The organism is Limnohabitans sp. JirII-31 (assembly GCF_002778315.1).
Taxonomy (GTDB): domain Bacteria; phylum Pseudomonadota; class Gammaproteobacteria; order Burkholderiales; family Burkholderiaceae_C; genus Limnohabitans.
Map to the genome: position 1 here is coordinate 72,134 of NZ_NESA01000012.1, position 18,510 is coordinate 90,643.

Below are 18,510 nucleotides of genomic sequence, written 5' to 3' on the forward strand. Positions count from 1 at the left end.
CATGCAAGGCACTCTGAAAAAACTGTGGGTGGGCACTTGGCTGTGCGCGGCCACACTCGCAGCGCACGCCTTTCCCGAACGCACTGTCACGCTGGTGGTGCCGTTCACACCGGGCAGCGGCAGCGACATCATTGCCCGCATCATTGCGCCCAAGCTGAGCGAGCGCTGGAAGCAAGCGGTGATCGTCGACAACAAACCCGGTGCCAGCGGCAACATTGGGGCCGAGGCGGCGGCCAAAGCCGCACCCGATGGCCATACCTTGCTCATGGCCATCAACACCTTGACCATGGCACCCAATCTGTACAAGAAGGTGCCGTTTGACCCGACCACCGACTTCACGCCGATCATGAAAATGGCCGTGGCCAACTTTGCCATCGTGGTCAACCCCAACATTGGGGCCAACGATTTGCCGGGCGTCATTGCCTTGGCCAAAGCCAAACCCGGCCAAATCAACTTTGGCTCTCCCGGCAACGGCACACCGCACCACTTGGCCATGGAGCTGATGAAGCAGCAGCTCGGCTTTGACATGCTGCACGTGCCTTACAAAGGCATCAGCAACGCCACCACCGACTTGATCGGCGGGCAGGTGCAACTCATGTTCGCCAGCGTGCACTCCATGCTGCCGCACGTGCGCTCCGGGCGCTTGCGCATGCTCGCCTCCACCGGGGCCACACGCTCCGCCGTGACACCCAATGTGCCGGTGTTTCGTGAATACGGCATCGAGTTCATGGACGCGGTGGACGCTTGGTATGCCGTGTTGGCCCCCGCCAAAACATCGCCCGAGTTGGTCAAAGCTTTGCACCGCGACGTGAGCGCCGTGTTGGCTTTGCCTGAAGTCAAAGAGCAAATGGCCGCACAAGGTTTGGTCATTCAAACCAGCACGCCCGAACAACTGGGCAGCTTGATTCAGGCCGACTACGCACGCTGGAAAAAAACCATCGCCGACGCCAAGATTCAAGTGGACTGAGTCCACGCTTCATACACAACCACAACCGGAGACCTCACCATGCAACGCAGACACGTCCTCACCGCACTCGCCGCTGGCGCCAGCACCGCCACCCTGCCCTCCTGGGCGCAATCGATGGGGTATCCGAACCGTCCGATCAAAATGATCGTGCCCTTTGCCGCAGGCATCTCACCCGACGTGGTGGCACGCTTGATCGGCGACAAACTGGGCGTGGCGCTGGGTCAACCCGTGGTGATCGACAACCGTCCGGGTGCTGGCGGCATGATTGGCGCGGAGGCCGCCGTCAACAGCCCCGCAGACGGCTACAACCTGTTGTTCAGCGTCAAAGCCGTGCACGCCATTGCACCCAACGTCTACAAGAGCGCCAAGTACAACCCACCACGCGACTTCAAGGCCGTGAGCCAAATTTTGCTGGTGCCCCACGTGCTGACCGCCGCGCCCAACGCTCCCTTCAACACCATGGCTGAATTGGTGGCCTATGCCAAGGCCAACCCCGGCAAGGTCGATTACGCCTCGCTCGGCGTTGGCTCACAGCCCCATGTGGCCATGGAAGCCTGGGCCCAACGCCTAGGCATCAAGCTCAACCACATCCCCTACAAAACCAACCCATCCCCCGATGTGATGAGTGGCGTGGTGAGCCTCTCCATCGAAGCCTCGACCACCGCCATTCCGCTGATCACCTCTGGTAAGGTCAAAGGCTTGGCCATTTCGGGCGCAGAGCGTATCGCCAGCTTGCCCAATGTACCCACCATGACCGAGTTCGGTGCCAACCTCGACGTCAACGGCGTCATTGGCAGTTCGTGGCACGGCATCTTTGTGCCCACTGGCACGCCCGACGACATCGTGGCCAAGCTCAACACCGAGATCGTGAAGATTGTGAAACTGCCCGAAATTCAAGCCCGCATGCGTGCGCTGGGTCTCACCCCCACAGGCACATCTGCCTCCGTCATGGCCTCGGTGGCTGCGGCTGACTACGCGTTTTGGGGACAGATGGTGCGTGAGTTTGACATCAAGGTGGAGTAACACACAGCGTCACGGATGGCGCGCATAATTTGAAGCATGTCTGTCGCCATCCTAGACCGTCTTAGCTTCGGTGCGCAACGCGCCGACATAGAAACGCTTCAAAAAACCGGTGTCAATGCGTGGATCGAATCACAGCTCCACCCTACGCACGATGACCCTGTACTCACCCAAGCACTGAATGCAGCGGTTCTCAAAATCAGCTATGGCGCCGGTCCTGACTATTCAGCGTTGAGCGAAAACAGACCCCTGAACTTGCTCTCGCAGCCGCTGTCTGAGCTTTGGAAACTCACCGACAACCAAACCAAAATGGCGTATGAGGAACGCATGCGGCCCTTGCGCGAACTCATGGCCTCGCGTCTCTTGCATGCAGCCTGTAGCCAGTGGCAAATCAAAGAGCTGATGGTGGACTTTTGGTTGGACCATTTCAACGTCCATGCGAGCGACGCATCGATGGCTGTGTCCATGCCCAGCTTTGAGCGTGACTGCATCAGACGACATGCCTTGGGTAACTTCTCAGACATGCTCCAAGCCGTGGCCACCAGCACGCCCATGCTGATCTACCTCAACAACCGCAACTCACGCACCGGTGCGCCCAATGAAAACTATGCACGTGAACTCTTTGAGCTCCACACCTTGGGCAAACAGCACTACCTCAACGATTTGTACGCCAAGTGGCGAGAAGTTCCTGGCGCGTTACAAGGTGAACCAAGAGGGTATATCGACCAAGACGTCTACGAAGCAGCCCGCGCCTTCACTGGCTGGGTGATTGAGGACGGAAGAGCCCTCGGTGGGGGGCAATCGCTCCCCCGGACCGGGCAGTTCGTCTACCTTGACGCTTGGCATGACCCTTACCAAAAACGCATCTTGGCGCAAGACTTTGACCCGTTTGCATCCCCGATGTCCGACGGCAAACGGGTGCTTGAAATGTTGGTCAAGCACCCTGGCACCGCGCAGAACCTGTGCGAAAAGCTATGCCGCCGATTTGTCGCCGACACGCCTCCCACCAGCTTGGTTCACTCCAGCAGCAAAGTGTGGGGCGACAACATCCATCACCCCCAGCAAGTTGCACGCGTTCTCTCTCACATTTTCGCTTCTGCGGAATTCAACCTAGCGGTGCATCAACCCAGCCCCAAAAAGCTCAAACGCCCGCTCGAATTGGTGATCAGCCTCGCGCGAAAACTGGAATTACCCCTGGCACCTTCCATGGGTTTGATCAACGAAATGTCTGCTGCAGGCCACCGTCTCTATATGTGGCCCACCCCCGATGGTCACCCTGATGTCACAGGCTATTGGCTCACACCGCACACCATGCGCAAACGCTGGATGTTGGCCATGGGTGTCATGGAGAACTGGTGGGGAACAGGCCAAGTCACACCTCAGCAACTCAGCCAAGGCATAGCGCAACCCGTGGATGAAGCAAAGTTGCTGGCACATCACGCCGAACAACTGCTGGGCCCACAAGCCGCGCAAAGTGCGATACAGAAAATTCTGTCTGCGCAAAACTTCACACCCAAAGGCTTACTCAGCGCGGCCTCTGACGAATGGTCCGGTGTGCGTCGCAACTTGGCCTACATGGCCATGAGCCCCGCCTTTCAGTGGAAATGAAGCGAGGAGCCGCTCATGAAACGCCGTGAACTCCTCAAAGCCTTGGGTTACACAGGTTTGGCAGAGGCGGTCTCGCTTCGCAACCTGAGCTTTGCAGCCCAACCCAACCGCACCTTGGTGGTGGTGTTTCTGCGTGGTGGCGCTGACAGCCTGCACATGGCAGCGCCAGTGAACGACCGCAACTATCTGGCCAATCGTCCCCCCGAGCTGCGCATCATTGAGGGGGCACAAAACGCTGGTCTGCGTTTGCCAAAAGGATTTGCCGCAGAACAAGACTGCCGCATCCACCCAGCCGCCGCGCCCCTGTTGGACTTGTTTCAAAGTGGGCATGCACAGCTGCTGCACGCCTGTGGCCTGACCAATGCCACCCGCAGCCACTTTGTGGCACAAGAAATCTTGGAGTCTTCTGCTCAAACACAAAGCCGTCCCATAGCGTCTACGCCTGGCTGGATCGCACCTTTTGTGCGTCCGTCGATCACAGGCAAAAGCGTTGACTTTGCAGCCACATCGGCCGGTCAAATTCGCAGCCTTCAAGGCTTGAATTCGGGTATTAATTTGGTGGGCGAGTTGCGAAATGGACTCAGCCTGCCTGGCGACACTGTGGGCAGATCTGTACTGGAAGCACTTTATGCCAATCACCCATCTGCCCCTGGCTCAGACCCGGTGCTCCAAGTAGGTCGGCAAACCTTGCAACAACTCGCCTTGGTCGACGACAAAGCCCCTCGTATCAATGGCCGCATCACCTCCTACATGGCACCCAAGAGCGTGAGCTACAACACAGAAAACTACGACTGGCAACAAGCCGTACAAACGGTTGCTCAACTCATTCGTATGGACATCGGACTTCAAGTTGCCTGCCTGGATTTAGGTGGCTGGGACACGCACGAATATCAAAGCGGCAAGATCAATAACTTGGTGCGTCAGTGGTCGGCCAACCTTCGTGCTTTGTTCGATGACGTGCAAGCTGCTGGCAAGCACACCACCATGGTCGTGGTCAGCGAGTTCGGACGAAGACTCAGAGCCAACGCCAGTGGCGGTACCGACCATGGCCATGCGGGCATTGTGTGGGCACTCGATACGCAAGCTCGTGGTCTGTTGCCGCCCACGTTATGGCCCGGGCTCGCAACAGACCAGCTTGACCAAGGTATGGACCTCCAACAGACGCGTGATGTCAAACAAGTGCTGGCAGATTTGGCCCAGCGCGTACTCACCTGACACCGCCACCTGCAACGCCTCTAGGTAGTTGGCAGGCCATGCTCGCTTCACACCACCACCGGCTCAGGCTCCAAACGAATGCCAAAGCGTTCATACACACTGGTCTGAATGGCCTTGGCCAGTGTCATCACTTCCCCGCCGGTACAAGGATGGTCGCGCCCCCCCTTGTTCACCAGCACCAGCGCCTGCTTGTCGTACACCGCCGCATTGCCGACTGTTTTGCCTTTCCAGCCACAGGCGTCGATCAACCAACCTGCGGCCAGTTTGATGGTGCCGTCATCCAGCGGGTAGTGCACCACCTTGGGATCGCGCGCGATGATGTCGGCGCATTGCTCTGGCGTGACCGTGGGGTTTTTGAAAAAACTGCCCGCATTGCCAATCACGGCGGGGTCGGGCAGCTTGGCACGGCGAATGGCGCACACCCAGTCAAAAATTTGCTGGGCGCTGGGCTGTGTGATGCCCGTCTCGGCCATCTTGCGTTCCAAGTCGGCATAGCCCAGCACCGGCTTCCAGGCCTTGGGCAAACGAAACCGCACCCGGCTGATCAAGGCTTGACCTGCCAGTCCCATGCTGCGCGAGCCGCCGCTGGCTTGGTTGGGGCCGTGTTTGAACACCGAATCACGGTAGCCAAAGGCGCATTGCGCAGCGTCCAGACTGAAGCTGTGACCGGTGCGCAAATCGATGGCGTCCAAAGACTCAAAGCGGTCTTGCAACTCCACGCCGTACGCACCGATGTTTTGCACGGGTGATGCCCCGACCGAGCCAGGAATCAAAGCCATGTTTTCCAGACCGGGCCAACCCTGCGCGAGCGTCCATTGCACCAGCTCGTGCCAAGACTCGCCAGCGGCAGCCTCGACCATCCAAGCCTTGTCGGTCTCTTCGACCAAACGCATGCCTTTGAGTTCGACCTTGAGCACCAAAGGCTTCACGTCCCCTGTCAACACGATGTTGCTGCCGCCACCCAACACCAATTTGGGCAAGTCGCGCAGCTGGGCATGGGCCACCACGGCCTGCACATCGGCCTCGCTGCGCACATGCACCAGTTGCAAAGCTTTGGCAACGATGCCAAAAGTGTTGTGCGCTTGAAGGGGGTAATTGGACTCAACTAACATAGGAGAATTGTCTCACCCTGAATAACCTCAAGCGATTGCCATGCCCTCTTTTGACACCGTGTGTGAACCCAACCTGGTCGAAGTGAAAAACGCCGTGGAAAACACGGCCAAAGAAATTGTCACGCGCTTTGACTTCAAAGGCACCTCTGCCGCCATTGAGCTCAAAGACAAAGAAATCACCATGTACGGGGACGCCGATTTTCAACTGGTGCAGGTGGAAGACGTGCTACGCAACAAACTGACCAAACGCGAAGTCGATGTGCGTTTCTTAGACAAAGGCGATGTCCAAAAGGTGGGCGGCGACAAGGTCAAGCAAGTCATCAAAGTACGCAATGGCATTGAGACCGAAGTCTCGAAAAAGATCCAGCGCTTGATCAAAGACAGCAAGATCAAGGTGCAAGCCTCGATCCAGGGCGATGCCGTGCGTGTGAGCGGTACCAAACGCGACGACTTGCAAGCCGCCATGGCTCTGATTCGCAAAGAGATGACTGACCTGCCCTTGTCGTTCAACAACTTTCGCGACTGACACACTTGCGCCGTGCATACCAAACACGGGCCTTGTGTTTTGCATGGGGGTGGCCACGTTGTAAGTGCAACTCACCCTTCTTGATAGCGAACAGATAAATTTTGTAAACACCCACTCTGGCACAGCTTCAAGCTCAGAACACGTTTATCATCTGTAACAATTTTGCACGCCATATTGAAGTTAAGACGCCTTGTGCGTTGAATGAGGTTTTACTGCATGTCCGATCATTTCGTCGCTTTTTCAGCCCGCACGCTGGTAGCCATCTTGGCTACATCGGCACTGAGTGCTTGTTCTGTTTTGCCTGGCAACACGTCTGCCAATGCCCCGACACCCAATGCCCGTTCCTACTGGCTGGCCTCAGACTGGAATGGCAGTCAACCCGACAAAGCACCATCAACCAATGCACCTGTGCCAGCACGCAACGTGCCAGCAGTTGCTGCGCTCGAACTGTTGCCGACCACAGAGCAACGCGTTGAAGTTTCGACCAAGGAACTGGCACCTGCCGAGAACGAATCGAAACCAGTTGCGTTGCAGCAAGATGGCATGATGGTTCCCGTGGGGCAATGTTGGGCTCAACTGGTCATCCCGTCACGTGTCTCACAAGAAGTTCAAGACTTTGTGACCCAAGAAGGTCGACTCAGCTACAACGTGCAGCCCGCGCAATTGCGAACAGACAAGCTTGCCTTCGTGCGCAAAGAAGGCGCCGAAACTTTCCGTGTGCAGCCCCCAACGTACACACAAGTCACGGAGTCTGTGAAGGTCAAAGACGAAGTGAAAAAGATGATCGTTGAGCCTGCTATCTACCAAGAAAAAACAGAAGATGTCTTGGTTGAGTCCGCACACATCGTGCTGCGCTCGTGCCGCGCCGCTGGACTGCGGATAGCGGGCACGAAGCAGTCTGAAGCCCCAAGAACCCAATGTGCCACTGAAGTTCCTGCGCGCTATAAGACAGTGAAAAGACTGTTGCTGGTGAAAGCTGAATCCGTCCGCGAAGAAATCACTCCGGCCGTTTACAAAACCATCACCAAAATGGTCTTGAACGAGAGTGCCAAAGTGATTCCCGTCCCGATTCCACCCGTCACCATCAACTTGCCTGTGACCACTGTAGATACGCCTGCGGTTGTTGCCACGCAAGAAGTTCCGCCCACGAGCAGCCAAATCACAGTCAAGCAATACACCAGCATTCCTCAAGTGACGTGGCGCCGTGTGCTGTGCGAAAAAGATGCACCGGCCACCTTGATCAAAGAAGTGCAAAACGCTTTGCGCGAAAAAGGCGAAGATGTGGGTGCGGTGGATGGCAAGCTGGGCGATCGCACCTTGACTGCGGTGCAAACCTACCAAGCACGCCAAGGTCTTGCGACTGGACTGCTGACCTACGAAACCCTCGACGCTCTTGGCATCACGACCTCAGCCAAATAAAGCGTCTAGTTGGAATCCGCGTCGCTGGATGCCGCGGGTTTCTTAGACCCAATTTTGGATTCTTCGCCCCGCAGCAAGCGGGCAATGTTGTCGGAGTGGCGCACGATCAACACCACACACATCAAGGTCACGGCCAGCAATTCGGCCTGACTGGCCGCCCAGACGATGCGGTCCCCCAACCAGTAATACATGGGTGCAAAGACAGCGGCTGACAGCGCGGCCAGAGAAGAGTAGCGAAAGAAAAACGCCACGATCAACCAGGTGCCCAAAGTGGCCAAGCCCAACACGGGCTCAATGCCAAACAGCACGCCCGCCGCAGTGGCTACGCCCTTGCCCCCCTGAAACCGAAAGAACACGGGCCACACATGGCCGATGAACGCTGACAGCGCCACCAAGGCCACGGCACGCTCGTCCAAGCCAAACTGGGCGCCATACAACTTGACGAAAAACACCGGAAAAAAGCCCTTCAAGGCATCCAGCAACAAAGTGGCCACGGCTGCTTGCTTGTTGCCCGAACGCAGCACGTTGGTGGCACCGGGGTTTTGGCTGCCATAGGTGCGTGGATCGTCCAGGCCCATGACACGGCTGACGATGACGGCAAAGGACAGCGAACCGATCAAGTAGCCGCCCAGCACGAGACCCAAAATGGTGGATGAATCTAAAGACATCATGGTCAAACTTTCAAAGCGCAGGATCGCGCAATTCCCAACGAATCGCGTCAATCGCGGCCAAAACTTCAGGTGACAAGGTGGTGCCCCAAGCGTCGAGGTCGGTGTCGAGTTGCGCCACAGACGTCACACCGATGATGGTGCTGGCCACTTGCCATTTGGTGTAACAAAACGCCAGGGCCATTTGCGCGGGGGTGAGCCCATGCTCACGCGCCAAGGCGTTGTAGCGGCGTGCCGCCGCCAGTGCTTCGGCACGGCCCCAGCGTTGTTTGCGCACCGTCTCGTAGGTGCTGATGCGCGCGCCCTGCGGCGCCTGGGGGCCTTCGGTGCCACTCGCATCGTATTTGCCTGTCAGCAAACCAAAGCCCAGGGGTGAGTAGGCCAGCAAGGACACGTTCAAGCGATGGCAGGTTTCATCCAGGCCGTTTTCAAAGGTGCGGTTGATCAGGCAATACGGGTTTTGTGTGCTGGCCACACGGGGCAAGCCGTGCTGCTCGGCCAGGCGCACAAACTCATGCACGCCATACGGGGTTTCGTTGGACACGCCAATGGCACGCACCTTGCCCGCTTTGACCAAACCGGCCAGCGTCTCCAACTGTTCATGGATCGGCGTGGTGGAGGTTTCTTTGCTGGGGTCGTAATACGCGGTGCCAAACGCCGGCACATGCCGCTCGGGCCAATGGATTTGGTAGAGGTCAATCACATCGGTTTGCAAGCGACGCAAGCTGGCATGACAGGAATTGACAATGTCTTGCGAGGTCATGCCCGTGCCTTCGCGAATCCAGGGCATGCCACGGGTAGGCCCCGCCACCTTGGTGGCCAACACCAGCTTGTCACGGGCCCCGGGCCGTTTGGCCAACCAGTTGCCAAGAATCGTTTCGGTTGCGCCACAGGTCTGCGCTTTGGCGGGCACGGAATACATCTCGGCCGTGTCTAAAAAATTCACCCCCCGCTCCAACGAGCGATCGAGGATGCTGTGTGCCGTGGTTTCGTTCACCTGCTCGCCAAAGGTCATGGTGCCCAGGCAAATCGGCGTCACGTGCAACGCACTGGTGCCCAATTGCACGAAAGGAAAACTCATACCAACCACTCCCTGAAGCTGCTTGTCAAAAGCTGCCAAGTCTAAAGCTTCGTGCGTGCCTCCTCTTGCAAGCGCAACACGCGGCGTTGCACCTTGCCCGTGGTGGTCATGGGCAACTCGGTCAGGAATTCGATCTCTTTGGGGTATTCATACGGCGCCAGCTTGCCACGCACATGCTGCTGCAGCTCAGCCACCAGCCCCTCGCTGCCCTCAAAGCCCGGCGCCAACACCACATAGGCTTTGACCACTGCACCGCGTTCGGCATCGGGCTTGGGGACCACGGCGGCGTTGGCCACCGCCGGGTGTTTGACCAAACAGTTCTCGATCTCGCTGGGACCAATGCGGTAACCCGCGGCCTTGAACACATCGTCGGCGCGCCCTTGGTACCACAGGTAACCGTCGGCATCACGCACCGCCACATCCCCTGTGCGGCACCAGTCACCGGTGAACTTGGCCGCCGTGGCTGGCGGGTTTTTCCAATAGCCCAAAAAGAAAATCGGATCGGGGTCGCCCTGCACATCCAAGCGGTTCACCGCCACATCGCCAGGCACCCCCACGGCGCACTCACGGCCCTCGTCATCGATCACCGCCACACGGTGGCCAGGGTAGCCGCGCCCCATGCTGCCCGGTTTGGCAGGCCAGCCGCCCGGCATGGCACAGTTGCCCACGATGTAGTTGATCTCGGTCTGCCCAAACATCTCGTTCACTGTCACGCCCAAGTGGTCTTGGCAATAGGCAAACACCGCATCCCCCACCGCTTCGCCCGCGCTCATGATGGCCAGCAGTTGGAGGTCAAAGGTGTCACGCGGGGTGGGATAGGCCTTCATCATGGCCTTGAGCGCGGTCGGAAACAAAAAGGTGTGGGTCACACGGTGCTGCTGCATCAGCGTGAAGGCCAGCTCAGGGCTGAAGCGACCGTTGAACGCCACGATGGGTCGGCCAAAGTACAGCGTGGGCAGCAAGGCATCCATCAAGCCACCGGTCCAGGCCCAATCGGCGGGGGACCAAAACACGGTCGGCACCAAAGGCTCAGGCGGCATATCAGCGGCGGCACCCGCCGCCTTAACCGCCACCGGCCCTTGTCCCACCAGGCCCTCAGCCGATGTGGTCGCAAAACCAAACCAGTTTTGGCTGCACACAAAGCCCGTCAAGTTGCCCATCAGGGCCCCGTGGGGAATCAAGGCCCCTTTGGGTGGCCCGGTGGTGCCACTGGTGTAAATCAACACCGCCGCTTCGTCGGCCTTCGTCTGCACCGCCGTGAAGCGACGCTTTTGCGCGCCGATGGCACTGGCATAGTCCACATCGCAGCGCGGTGCAGCGCCATCCAGACCCACCACACAGCGCAAAGCTGGGCACTGCGCGCGCGCAGCCAGCACGTGATCCACAGTGGCCTCATCGACCAAAGCCAGTACCGCCTCACTGTCTTGCAACCGATAAGCCAGCGCCTCTGGCCCAAACAACATCGACAAGGGCATGGCCACCGCCCCCAGCTGCAACACCGCCATGTAAGCCACCGCTGTTTCAAAACGCTGCGGTAACACTATCGCCACCCGGTCCCCACGCTGCACCCCCTGGTTGACCAGCACATGGCTCAAGGCGTCAGCGGCCGCACACAGTTCGGCGTAGCTGTGGCTGCGGATCTGGCCATCCAAGTGGTGGGTGATCACCGCGATGCGCGCAGCCGCATCGGGCTGCGCGCCCCAGCGGCGGCTGCACACCTCGGCCATGTTGAAGTGGGTGGGCACAGCCCAGCGAAAGCCTTGGTGCATCGCCGCGTAAAAATCAGGTGTCTGAGAGGCTGAGCGCTGGGTCATGGGCGGTGTCCTTATGATTGAAAAAATGTACCCAATCCAAAAAGTTTCTCGCAGCGAGTTTGTACCGATACGACAGCTGCGCTACCACGTGCGCCAATGGGGCACGCCTTCGCCTGACACGCCGCCACTGGTGCTGGTGCACGGTTGGATGGACGTGGCCGCCTCGTTTCAGTTTGTGGTCGACGCTTTGCAACACGACCACTGGGTGATTGCGCCTGACTGGCGCGGCTTTGGCCTGACCGAAACCCCTGCCACCGACAACTTTTGGTTCCCCGACTACTTGGCCGATCTGGACTTCTTGCTCGACCACTACGTCGGTGACCAGCCCGTGCATCTGGTAGGCCACAGCATGGGCGGACACATCGCCACCTTGTACGCGGGCGTGCGCCCCGAGCGCGTACGCCGCCTCATCAACCTGGAGGGCTTTGGCATGCCAGCCTCGCGCTCGGCGCAGGCACCCGGGCGCTATGCCAAATGGATCGACGAACTCAAAAGCCTGCAACGCGGTGAGATGGACCTCAAGCCCTACGACAGCCTGGAGGCTGTGGCGCAACGCCTGATCAAAACCAATCCACGCCTAGGCACCGACAAAGCCCATTGGTTGGCCCAACACTGGGCCTGCGCCAATGCACAGGGCGAATGGCGCATCCTGGGCCATGCAGGCCACAAAGTGGTCAACGCCCAATTGTTTCGCGTCGACGAGGTACAAGCCATTTACCAACGCATCAGCGCTCCCACGCTGTGCGTGGTGGCCAGCAGCGACAGCCTGGGCCAGTGGTGGAAAGGCAAGTACACCTTGGACGAGTTCAAACAACGCATCGCCGTGGTGGCACAACTGCGCCATGCCGTCGTAGAAGACGCAGGACATATGCTGCACCATGACCAGCCGCAACAATTGGCACAATTGATCGAAGACTTTCTTGCCCAAGCGTGACGCACACGGAAAGCAATACATGACACGACGCGTGATCGGCCTCCTTGCCACTGCCTCAGCGCTGCTGCTCGTCGGGTGCGCTGGTTTGCTGCCGCGTGCGCGCACCGAGTCACCCACGTTTCAAAGCTTTCAAGACGCACGTGACGCCGTTGAGTCACTGGTGCCCATGCAAAGCACCACCGACACTTTGGTGCGACTCAAAATTGACCCGGCCCAACAACCCAACACGGTCATCCTGTCCTATCCCGACATTGTTCGACGGGTGGTCAACGGCAGCGTGCTCACCAAAGCCGACTTGGGGCCAGGCATTTTGATGTGCATCGAAGCACGGGATACCTGCCACGGGTGGGAAATCAACGTGTCCAAAGTCAACAAGGTGAGAACCGGCAACTTTTTTGCCGACTTCGTCAACTTCAAGCGACGCTCCGAAACCACCGGTTGGCGCTTCAACGCGCTGATCTTGCTGGTCGACGATGTGGTGGTGTACCGCTCGTGGGGTGGCCAGCCCGAAATCAATGAAGTCGACGTCCAAAACAACCCCCTGGGCCCCTTGCAAGAAATTGGCCCGGCGGTTTTGGCACCCAAATAGAATGCGTACTTTGAAGTTCACAGCCATGCTGCGCATCCCCACCCAAGGTCTGGCCAAATGCCTGCTCATCGGCACGCTGTGCATCACTGCGCTGTTTGACATGGCCCGGGCCGAAGGCTCAGAGCAGACCTGGCACAACTGGAACCCCTGCACGCAGGCGCTGGCACAAGACAACGCGGCTGAACCCGACCCTGACCAGCAATGGGAACTTGTTCTCTCGCCCTACACCTACCACTGGAACTACAGCGCCGAACACCGTCCGGTCATCCTGGGTGCCTTGGAGCGGCATGTGGCAGGCGAGCGTTTTTGCGGTCTGGCCCTGTTTCGCAACTCTTTTGGCAAAGCCGCCACGTATGTCTACGTTGGCAAGCAGTGGTCAGGCATATGGGGCCAGCCCAAACTCACCGCCAAAGTCTCGGCGGGCCTGATTTACGGCTACCGCAACGAGTACCAAGACAAGATCCCTTTCAACAACTACGGCGTAGCACCCGCCATCATTCCGTCGCTCAGCTATGCCTTCACGCCCCACGATTCGGGCCAACTGATGTTGCTGGGCACAGCAGGGGTTTTGTTCGCCTACAGCCACCGCTTCTGAACGTGAGAAAATCTCGGGTTTCCCAGACACTTAAAGAAGACCCATCATGGAAGCAGAACGCATCAACCTCATTGGCACCACCCTCGCAGACCTGAGCGTGCGCACGGTTGATTTACGGAGGTATCTTTGACTTCGATGCCAAGTCAGAGCGCCTGAGGACCGTCAACGCCTCCCTAGAAGACCCTTCGGTCTGGAACGATCCCAAAAAAGCCCAAGAACTGGGCCGTGAAAAAAAATCCCTCGACGACGTGGTCGTGACTTTGTCACGCCTGACGCAAGAGCTGTCCGACAACACCGAGTTGTTTGACATGAGCAAAGCCGACGGCGACGAAGACGGCTTGCTCACCATCGAAGCCGAAACCAAAGGTCTGGTCGCCGACATCGAGAAACTCGAATTTCGCCGCATGTTCAGCAACGAGGCTGACCCCTGCAACGCCTTCTTGGACATCCAAGCCGGCGCCGGTGGCACCGAGGCTTGCGACTGGGCCAGCATGCTGCTGCGCCAGTACCTCAAATACGCCGAGCGCAAAGGCTTCAAAGCCACCGTCGAAGACGAGTCTGCGGGTGACGTGGCCGGCATCAAAGGCGCCACCATCAAGATCGAAGGCGACTACGCCTTTGGTTTGCTGCGCACCGAAACCGGTGTGCACCGCTTGGTGCGCAAGTCGCCCTTTGACTCATCAGGCGGTCGCCACACCAGCTTTGCCAGTGTGTTTGTCTACCCCGAGATCGATGACTCGATCGAGATCGACATCAACCCGTCTGACGTGCGCACCGACACCTTCCGCGCCAGCGGTGCGGGCGGCCAGCACATCAACAAAACCGACTCGGCTGTGCGTTTGACGCACATCCCCACCGGCATCGTGGTGCAGTGCCAAGACGGTCGTAGCCAGCACAGCAACAAAGACGTGGCGTGGAAACGCCTGCGTTCGCGTTTGTATGACTTTGAAATGCGCAAGCGCCAAGAAGCCCAGCAAAAGCTCGAAGACACCAAGACTGACGTGGGTTGGGGTCATCAAATTCGCAGCTACGTGCTCGACCAAAGCCGCATCAAAGACTTGCGCACCAACGTTGAAATCTCCAACACCCAAAAAGTGCTGGACGGCGACCTCGATGCGTTCATCGAAGCCTCTCTCAAACAAGGTGTGTAAACACACCGTTTTGCGCCTACCTTAGGAAAACACCATGCTTCGTGAAGGCTCTGCCACCTTGACCCAACGCGCCGACTACAGCGCGCCTGCGTTTTGGATCGACACCGTTGACTTGACCTTTGACCTCGACCCCGTCAAAACCCGTGTGCTCAACAAAATGACCTTGCGTCGCAACCCCGACGTAGCGGCCCAGCCCCTGCGCCTGGACGGCCAAGAGCTCAACCTCGCGCGCGTGCTGGTCAACGGCCAAGGCACCTCGTTCAAGATGGACGGCAACCAATTGGTGCTGGAAAACCTGCCCGAAGGCACCGACGCTTTCGCGCTGGAAATCTTCACCACCTGCAATCCCAGCAAGAACACCCAGTTGTCGGGCTTGTACGTCAGCAACGAATCGTTCTTCACCCAGTGTGAGGCCGAGGGCTTTCGTCGCATCACCTACTTTCTGGACCGCCCCGATGTGATGTCGAGCTACAGCGTGACCCTGCGCGCCGACAAAAAGGCCTATCCCGTCTTGCTCAGCAACGGCAACCTGGTGGCACACGGTGACCTGGAAGACGGCCGTCACTTTGCACAGTGGATCGACCCGCACAAAAAACCCTGCTACCTATTTGCCTTGGTGGCCGGTCAGTTGGTGTGCCGCGAGCAACGCGTCACGGCACGTTCGGGCAAAGAACACCTGTTGCAGGTGTATGTGCGCTCGGGCGACTTGGACAAAACCGAACACGCCATGAACTCCTTGCGTGCCAGCATCGCGTGGGACGAAGCACGCTTTGGACTGAGCCTGGACTTGGAGCGCTTCATGATCGTTGCCACCAGCGACTTCAACATGGGCGCCATGGAAAACAAAGGCCTCAACATCTTCAACACCAAGTTCGTGTTGGCCAATTCGGCTACCGCCACCGACACCGACTACGCCAACATCGAGAGCGTGGTGGGCCACGAATACTTCCACAACTGGACTGGCAACCGCATCACCTGCCGCGACTGGTTTCAGCTCTCGCTCAAAGAAGGCCTCACGGTGTTCCGCGACCAAGAGTTCAGCCAAGACTTGGCCAGTCATGCACTGGCGGGCGACGAGGCAGCCGCCAACTCGGCGCGCGCCGTCAAACGCATCGAAGACGTGCGTTTGCTGCGCACCGTGCAATTTGCCGAAGACGCCGGCCCCATGGCCCACCCGGTGCGTCCCGACAGCTATGTCGAGATCAACAATTTCTACACGGTCACGATTTATGAAAAGGGCGCCGAGGTGGTGCGCATGATGCAAACCTTGGTGGCGCCCGCCCTCACCGCCAGCGGCACCGTGGGTGGCTTGACACACACCGGGCGCGAAGGCTTTGCCAAAGGCATGGCCTTGTACTTTGAGCGCCACGATGGCCAAGCCGTCACCTGCGACGACTTTGCCCAAGCCATCGCCGACGCTAACCCCGGCACCGCCTTGGCCCTGCATTTGCCACAGTTCAAGCGCTGGTATGCCCAAGCTGGCACACCACGCGTGCAGGCGGTAGGCACGTATGACGCGGCCACCCACCGCTACACCCTCACACTGAGCCAACGCTGTGCGGCCAGCCCCGGCCAAGACCACAAAGAACCCTTCGTCATTCCCGTGCAAATGGGCTTGCTCGACCACACGGGTCGCGAGGTGCTCCCGAGCCAGTTGCTGGTGCTCACCGAGGCCACGCAAAGCTTTGAGTTCCATGACCTGCCGATCGCCGATGGCCAAGCGCCCGTGCCCTCACTGCTGCGTGGATTCAGTGCGCCGGTGGTGCTGGAGATGGACTTCAGCGCCGACCAACTGCTGATCTTGCTGGCCCACGACAGCGACCCCTTCAACCAATGGGAAGCCGCACAACGCCTCTACCTGCAAGCCGCTTTGGCGGCTGTGCAAGCGGATGGCGACCCCACCCAGGTGCTCGACACAGCTTTGCTCGAAGCCCTGCGCACGGTCTTGCGCCATCCCAACTTGGATGCCGCGTTCAAAGAACTCGTGCTCACCCTGCCTGCCGAAACCTACATCGCCGAACAGCTCGATGTGGTGGACCCACAGCGCATCCACACGGTACGCGAAGCCATGCGCGCACAACTCGCGCAAGCCCTGCATGACGACTGGGCCTGGGCCTTTGAGTCACACCGCGAAAACGGCAGCTACCAACCCGACCCGGTCTCCAGCGGACGTCGTGCACTGAGCGGCTTGGCGCTGCACATGCTGTGCCTGGATGCGCGCAGCAGTGGCGACATCACGTGGCCTGAGCGCACCTTGCAGTGCTTTGACAACGCGCACAACATGACCGACCGCTTCAACGCCTTGAGCGCTCTGGTGGCATCCGGACACGCTTTGGCCACGCCTGCGTTGCAACGCTTCTACAGCCTGTTCTCGCGCGAAGCATTGGTGATGGACAAATGGTTTGCCTTGCAAGCCGGTGCACCTGACCGTGGCGGCAATGTGCTGCCCGTGGTGCGTCAACTCATGCAGCACCCCGACTTCACACTCAAAAACCCCAACCGCGCACGCAGCCTGATCTTCAGCTACTGCAGCGCCAACCCAGGGGCTTTCCACCGCAGCGATGCAGCGGGTTATGTGTTCTGGAGCGAGCGCGTGCTCGAACTCGACGCCATCAACCCCCAAGTCGCTGCCCGCCTGGCCCGCGCCTTGGACCGTTGGAGCAAATTGGCCGAGCCCTACCGCAGCGCCGCCCATGTGGCCCTCACCCGCATTGCCGCCAAGTCTGACTTGAGCAACGACGTGCGCGAAGTCATCTCGCGTGCCCTCAGTTAATTCAACCCTCATCACAGAGAAACACCATGAGCATTTCACTCACCCGCTATCTGGTCGAACAGCAACGTGCCAAAGGCCATATTCCTTCTGAGTTGCGTTTGCTGCTCGAAGTGGTGGCTCGCGCCTGCAAAGGCATCAGCCAAGCCGTCAACAAAGGCGCACTGGGCGATGTGCTGGGTACCGCTGGCAGCGAGAACGTGCAAGGCGAGGTGCAGAAAAAACTCGACATCATCGCCAACGATGTGCTGATTGAAGCCAACGAATGGGGCGGCCACCTGGCAGCAATGGCTTCAGAAGAAATGGACACCATCCACGTGGTGCCCAACCGCTACCCCCAGGGTGAATACCTGCTGATGTTTGACCCGCTCGACGGCTCCAGCAACATCGACGTCAACGTGAGCATTGGCACCATCTTCAGCGTGCTGAAAAAAACCGATACCAGCAAAGGCGTGAGCGAAGACGACTTCCTGCAACCCGGCACAGCCCAAGTGGCAGCAGGTTATTGCGTGTATGGCCCGCAAACCACCCTGGTGCTCACCGTGGGCGATGGCGTGGCCATGTTCACCCTCGACCGCGAGCAAGGCTCGTTTGTGTTGACCCAAGAAGATGTGCGCATTCCGGCCGACACCAAAGAGTTCGCCATCAACATGAGCAATATGCGTCACTGGGACGAGCCCGTGAAGCGCTATATCGACGAGTGCTTGCAAGGCGAAGAAGGCCCACGTGGCAAGAACTTCAACATGCGCTGGATCGCCTCCATGGTGGCCGATGTGCACCGCATCATGACGCGTGGCGGTGTCTTCATGTACCCCTGGGACAAGCGCGAACCCAACAAACCCGGCAAGTTGCGTCTGATGTACGAGGCCAACCCCATGAGCTGGTTGATCGAACAAGCCGGAGGTGCGGCCACCAATGGGCGTCAACGCATTTTGGAGATTCAGCCCACGCAACTGCACGAACGTGTCAGCGTGGTGCTGGGCTCTAAACATGAGGTCGACCGCATCACCAGCTACCACCTCAAAGGCTGAGCCACACACA

General features: G+C 58.8%; 16 protein-coding genes. 12 read left to right on the top strand and 4 right to left on the bottom strand.

The features are described from left to right. Nucleotide 1: 1 nt before the first annotated feature. The 4 genes from B9Z41_RS14215 to B9Z41_RS14230 are packed head-to-tail and all read left to right on the top strand — an operon-like array spanning nucleotide 2 to nucleotide 4,810. The gene (locus tag B9Z41_RS14215) at nucleotides 2-967 is read left to right on the top strand and encodes a tripartite tricarboxylate transporter substrate binding protein (RefSeq protein WP_100147731.1); all 966 of its coding nucleotides are present in this window, start codon (nucleotides 2-4) and stop codon (nucleotides 965-967) included. Between the two features lie 39 nt (nucleotides 968-1,006). Further along, nucleotides 1,007-1,990, top strand: a complete 984-nt coding sequence (locus tag B9Z41_RS14220) for a tripartite tricarboxylate transporter substrate binding protein (protein WP_100147732.1) — start codon at nucleotides 1,007-1,009, stop codon at nucleotides 1,988-1,990. Nucleotides 1,991-2,026: 36 nt separating this feature from the next. Beyond that, on the top strand, nucleotides 2,027-3,595 hold the full coding sequence (locus B9Z41_RS14225; RefSeq protein WP_100147733.1) for a DUF1800 domain-containing protein: 1,569 nt from the start codon (nucleotides 2,027-2,029) through the stop codon (nucleotides 3,593-3,595). Between the two features lie 15 nt (nucleotides 3,596-3,610). Beyond that, nucleotides 3,611-4,810, top strand: coding sequence for a DUF1501 domain-containing protein (locus B9Z41_RS14230; RefSeq protein ID WP_100147734.1), 1,200 nt, complete (start codon nucleotides 3,611-3,613; stop codon nucleotides 4,808-4,810). A gap of 47 nt (nucleotides 4,811-4,857) precedes the next feature. Here the strand turns inward: B9Z41_RS14230 and murB are convergent, their stop codons facing one another. Further along, the gene (gene murB / locus B9Z41_RS14235; protein WP_100147735.1) at nucleotides 4,858-5,922 is read right to left on the bottom strand and encodes a UDP-N-acetylmuramate dehydrogenase; all 1,065 of its coding nucleotides are present in this window, start codon (nucleotides 5,920-5,922) and stop codon (nucleotides 4,858-4,860) included. A gap of 40 nt (nucleotides 5,923-5,962) precedes the next feature. Between murB and B9Z41_RS14240 the strand changes: the two genes are divergently transcribed. Beyond that, entirely contained in the window at nucleotides 5,963-6,448 is a 486-nt protein-coding gene (locus tag B9Z41_RS14240) for a YajQ family cyclic di-GMP-binding protein (protein ID WP_100147736.1), read from the top strand. 216 nt (nucleotides 6,449-6,664) lie between these two features. Then, a complete protein-coding gene (locus B9Z41_RS14245) occupies nucleotides 6,665-7,867 on the top strand; it encodes a peptidoglycan-binding protein (protein WP_158236192.1) in 1,203 nt (400 codons plus the stop codon). 5 nt (nucleotides 7,868-7,872) lie between these two features. On the opposite strand, the gene plsY is transcribed toward B9Z41_RS14245, so the two are convergent. The 3 genes from plsY to B9Z41_RS14260 are packed head-to-tail and all read right to left on the bottom strand — an operon-like array spanning nucleotide 7,873 to nucleotide 11,430. Then, nucleotides 7,873-8,535, bottom strand: a complete 663-nt coding sequence (plsY, locus tag B9Z41_RS14250; RefSeq protein ID WP_100147767.1) for a glycerol-3-phosphate 1-O-acyltransferase PlsY — start codon at nucleotides 8,533-8,535, stop codon at nucleotides 7,873-7,875. 13 nt (nucleotides 8,536-8,548) lie between these two features. Continuing rightward, the gene (locus B9Z41_RS14255) at nucleotides 8,549-9,616 is read right to left on the bottom strand and encodes an aldo/keto reductase (protein WP_100147738.1); all 1,068 of its coding nucleotides are present in this window, start codon (nucleotides 9,614-9,616) and stop codon (nucleotides 8,549-8,551) included. A 41-nt stretch (nucleotides 9,617-9,657) separates the two neighbouring features. Further along, nucleotides 9,658-11,430, bottom strand: a complete 1,773-nt coding sequence (locus B9Z41_RS14260; protein ID WP_233202707.1) for an acyl-CoA synthetase — start codon at nucleotides 11,428-11,430, stop codon at nucleotides 9,658-9,660. 25 nt (nucleotides 11,431-11,455) lie between these two features. On the opposite strand from B9Z41_RS14260, the gene B9Z41_RS14265 reads away from it, so the two are divergent. The 6 genes from B9Z41_RS14265 (at nucleotide 11,456) to B9Z41_RS14290 (ending at nucleotide 18,500) form a co-directional block, all read left to right on the top strand. Continuing rightward, nucleotides 11,456-12,364, top strand: a complete 909-nt coding sequence (locus tag B9Z41_RS14265; RefSeq protein ID WP_100147769.1) for an alpha/beta fold hydrolase — start codon at nucleotides 11,456-11,458, stop codon at nucleotides 12,362-12,364. A 19-nt stretch (nucleotides 12,365-12,383) separates the two neighbouring features. After that, on the top strand, nucleotides 12,384-12,953 hold the full coding sequence (locus B9Z41_RS14270) for a hypothetical protein (protein ID WP_143474210.1): 570 nt from the start codon (nucleotides 12,384-12,386) through the stop codon (nucleotides 12,951-12,953). Nucleotides 12,954-12,978: 25 nt separating this feature from the next. Beyond that, the gene (locus tag B9Z41_RS14275) at nucleotides 12,979-13,548 is read left to right on the top strand and encodes a hypothetical protein (protein ID WP_146183337.1); all 570 of its coding nucleotides are present in this window, start codon (nucleotides 12,979-12,981) and stop codon (nucleotides 13,546-13,548) included. A 46-nt stretch (nucleotides 13,549-13,594) separates the two neighbouring features. Further along, nucleotides 13,595-14,699, top strand: a protein-coding gene (gene prfB, locus B9Z41_RS14280; protein WP_100147741.1) for a peptide chain release factor 2 whose coding sequence is annotated in 2 segments (ribosomal slippage) — nucleotides 13,595-13,675 and nucleotides 13,677-14,699 — 1,104 coding nt in all. Because the reading frame shifts where the segments join, the coding sequence is not laid out codon by codon here. A gap of 34 nt (nucleotides 14,700-14,733) precedes the next feature. Beyond that, a complete protein-coding gene (gene pepN / locus B9Z41_RS14285; RefSeq protein WP_100147742.1) occupies nucleotides 14,734-17,472 on the top strand; it encodes an aminopeptidase N in 2,739 nt (912 codons plus the stop codon). Nucleotides 17,473-17,498: 26 nt separating this feature from the next. Beyond that, the gene (locus B9Z41_RS14290; protein WP_100147743.1) at nucleotides 17,499-18,500 is read left to right on the top strand and encodes a class 1 fructose-bisphosphatase; all 1,002 of its coding nucleotides are present in this window, start codon (nucleotides 17,499-17,501) and stop codon (nucleotides 18,498-18,500) included. Nucleotides 18,501-18,510: the final 10 nt, after the last annotated feature.

Coding starts and splice junctions, on each gene's coding strand:
- B9Z41_RS14245 (WP_158236192.1), top strand. CDS start 6,665: ATGTCCGATCATTTCGTCGCTTTTTCAGCCCGCACGCTGGTAGCCATC.
- B9Z41_RS14255 (WP_100147738.1), bottom strand. CDS start 9,616: ATGAGTTTTCCTTTCGTGCAATTGGGCACCAGTGCGTTGCACGTGACG.
- B9Z41_RS14240 (WP_100147736.1), top strand. CDS start 5,963: ATGCCCTCTTTTGACACCGTGTGTGAACCCAACCTGGTCGAAGTGAAA.
- plsY (WP_100147767.1), bottom strand. CDS start 8,535: ATGTCTTTAGATTCATCCACCATTTTGGGTCTCGTGCTGGGCGGCTAC.
- B9Z41_RS14265 (WP_100147769.1), top strand. CDS start 11,456: ATGTACCCAATCCAAAAAGTTTCTCGCAGCGAGTTTGTACCGATACGA.
- B9Z41_RS14275 (WP_146183337.1), top strand. CDS start 12,979: ATGCTGCGCATCCCCACCCAAGGTCTGGCCAAATGCCTGCTCATCGGC.
- B9Z41_RS14215 (WP_100147731.1), top strand. CDS start 2: ATGCAAGGCACTCTGAAAAAACTGTGGGTGGGCACTTGGCTGTGCGCG.
- B9Z41_RS14220 (WP_100147732.1), top strand. CDS start 1,007: ATGCAACGCAGACACGTCCTCACCGCACTCGCCGCTGGCGCCAGCACC.
- pepN (WP_100147742.1), top strand. CDS start 14,734: ATGCTTCGTGAAGGCTCTGCCACCTTGACCCAACGCGCCGACTACAGC.
- murB (WP_100147735.1), bottom strand. CDS start 5,922: ATGTTAGTTGAGTCCAATTACCCCCTTCAAGCGCACAACACTTTTGGC.
- B9Z41_RS14230 (WP_100147734.1), top strand. CDS start 3,611: ATGAAACGCCGTGAACTCCTCAAAGCCTTGGGTTACACAGGTTTGGCA.
- B9Z41_RS14290 (WP_100147743.1), top strand. CDS start 17,499: ATGAGCATTTCACTCACCCGCTATCTGGTCGAACAGCAACGTGCCAAA.
- B9Z41_RS14260 (WP_233202707.1), bottom strand. CDS start 11,430: ATGACCCAGCGCTCAGCCTCTCAGACACCTGATTTTTACGCGGCGATG.
- B9Z41_RS14270 (WP_143474210.1), top strand. CDS start 12,384: ATGACACGACGCGTGATCGGCCTCCTTGCCACTGCCTCAGCGCTGCTG.
- B9Z41_RS14225 (WP_100147733.1), top strand. CDS start 2,027: ATGTCTGTCGCCATCCTAGACCGTCTTAGCTTCGGTGCGCAACGCGCC.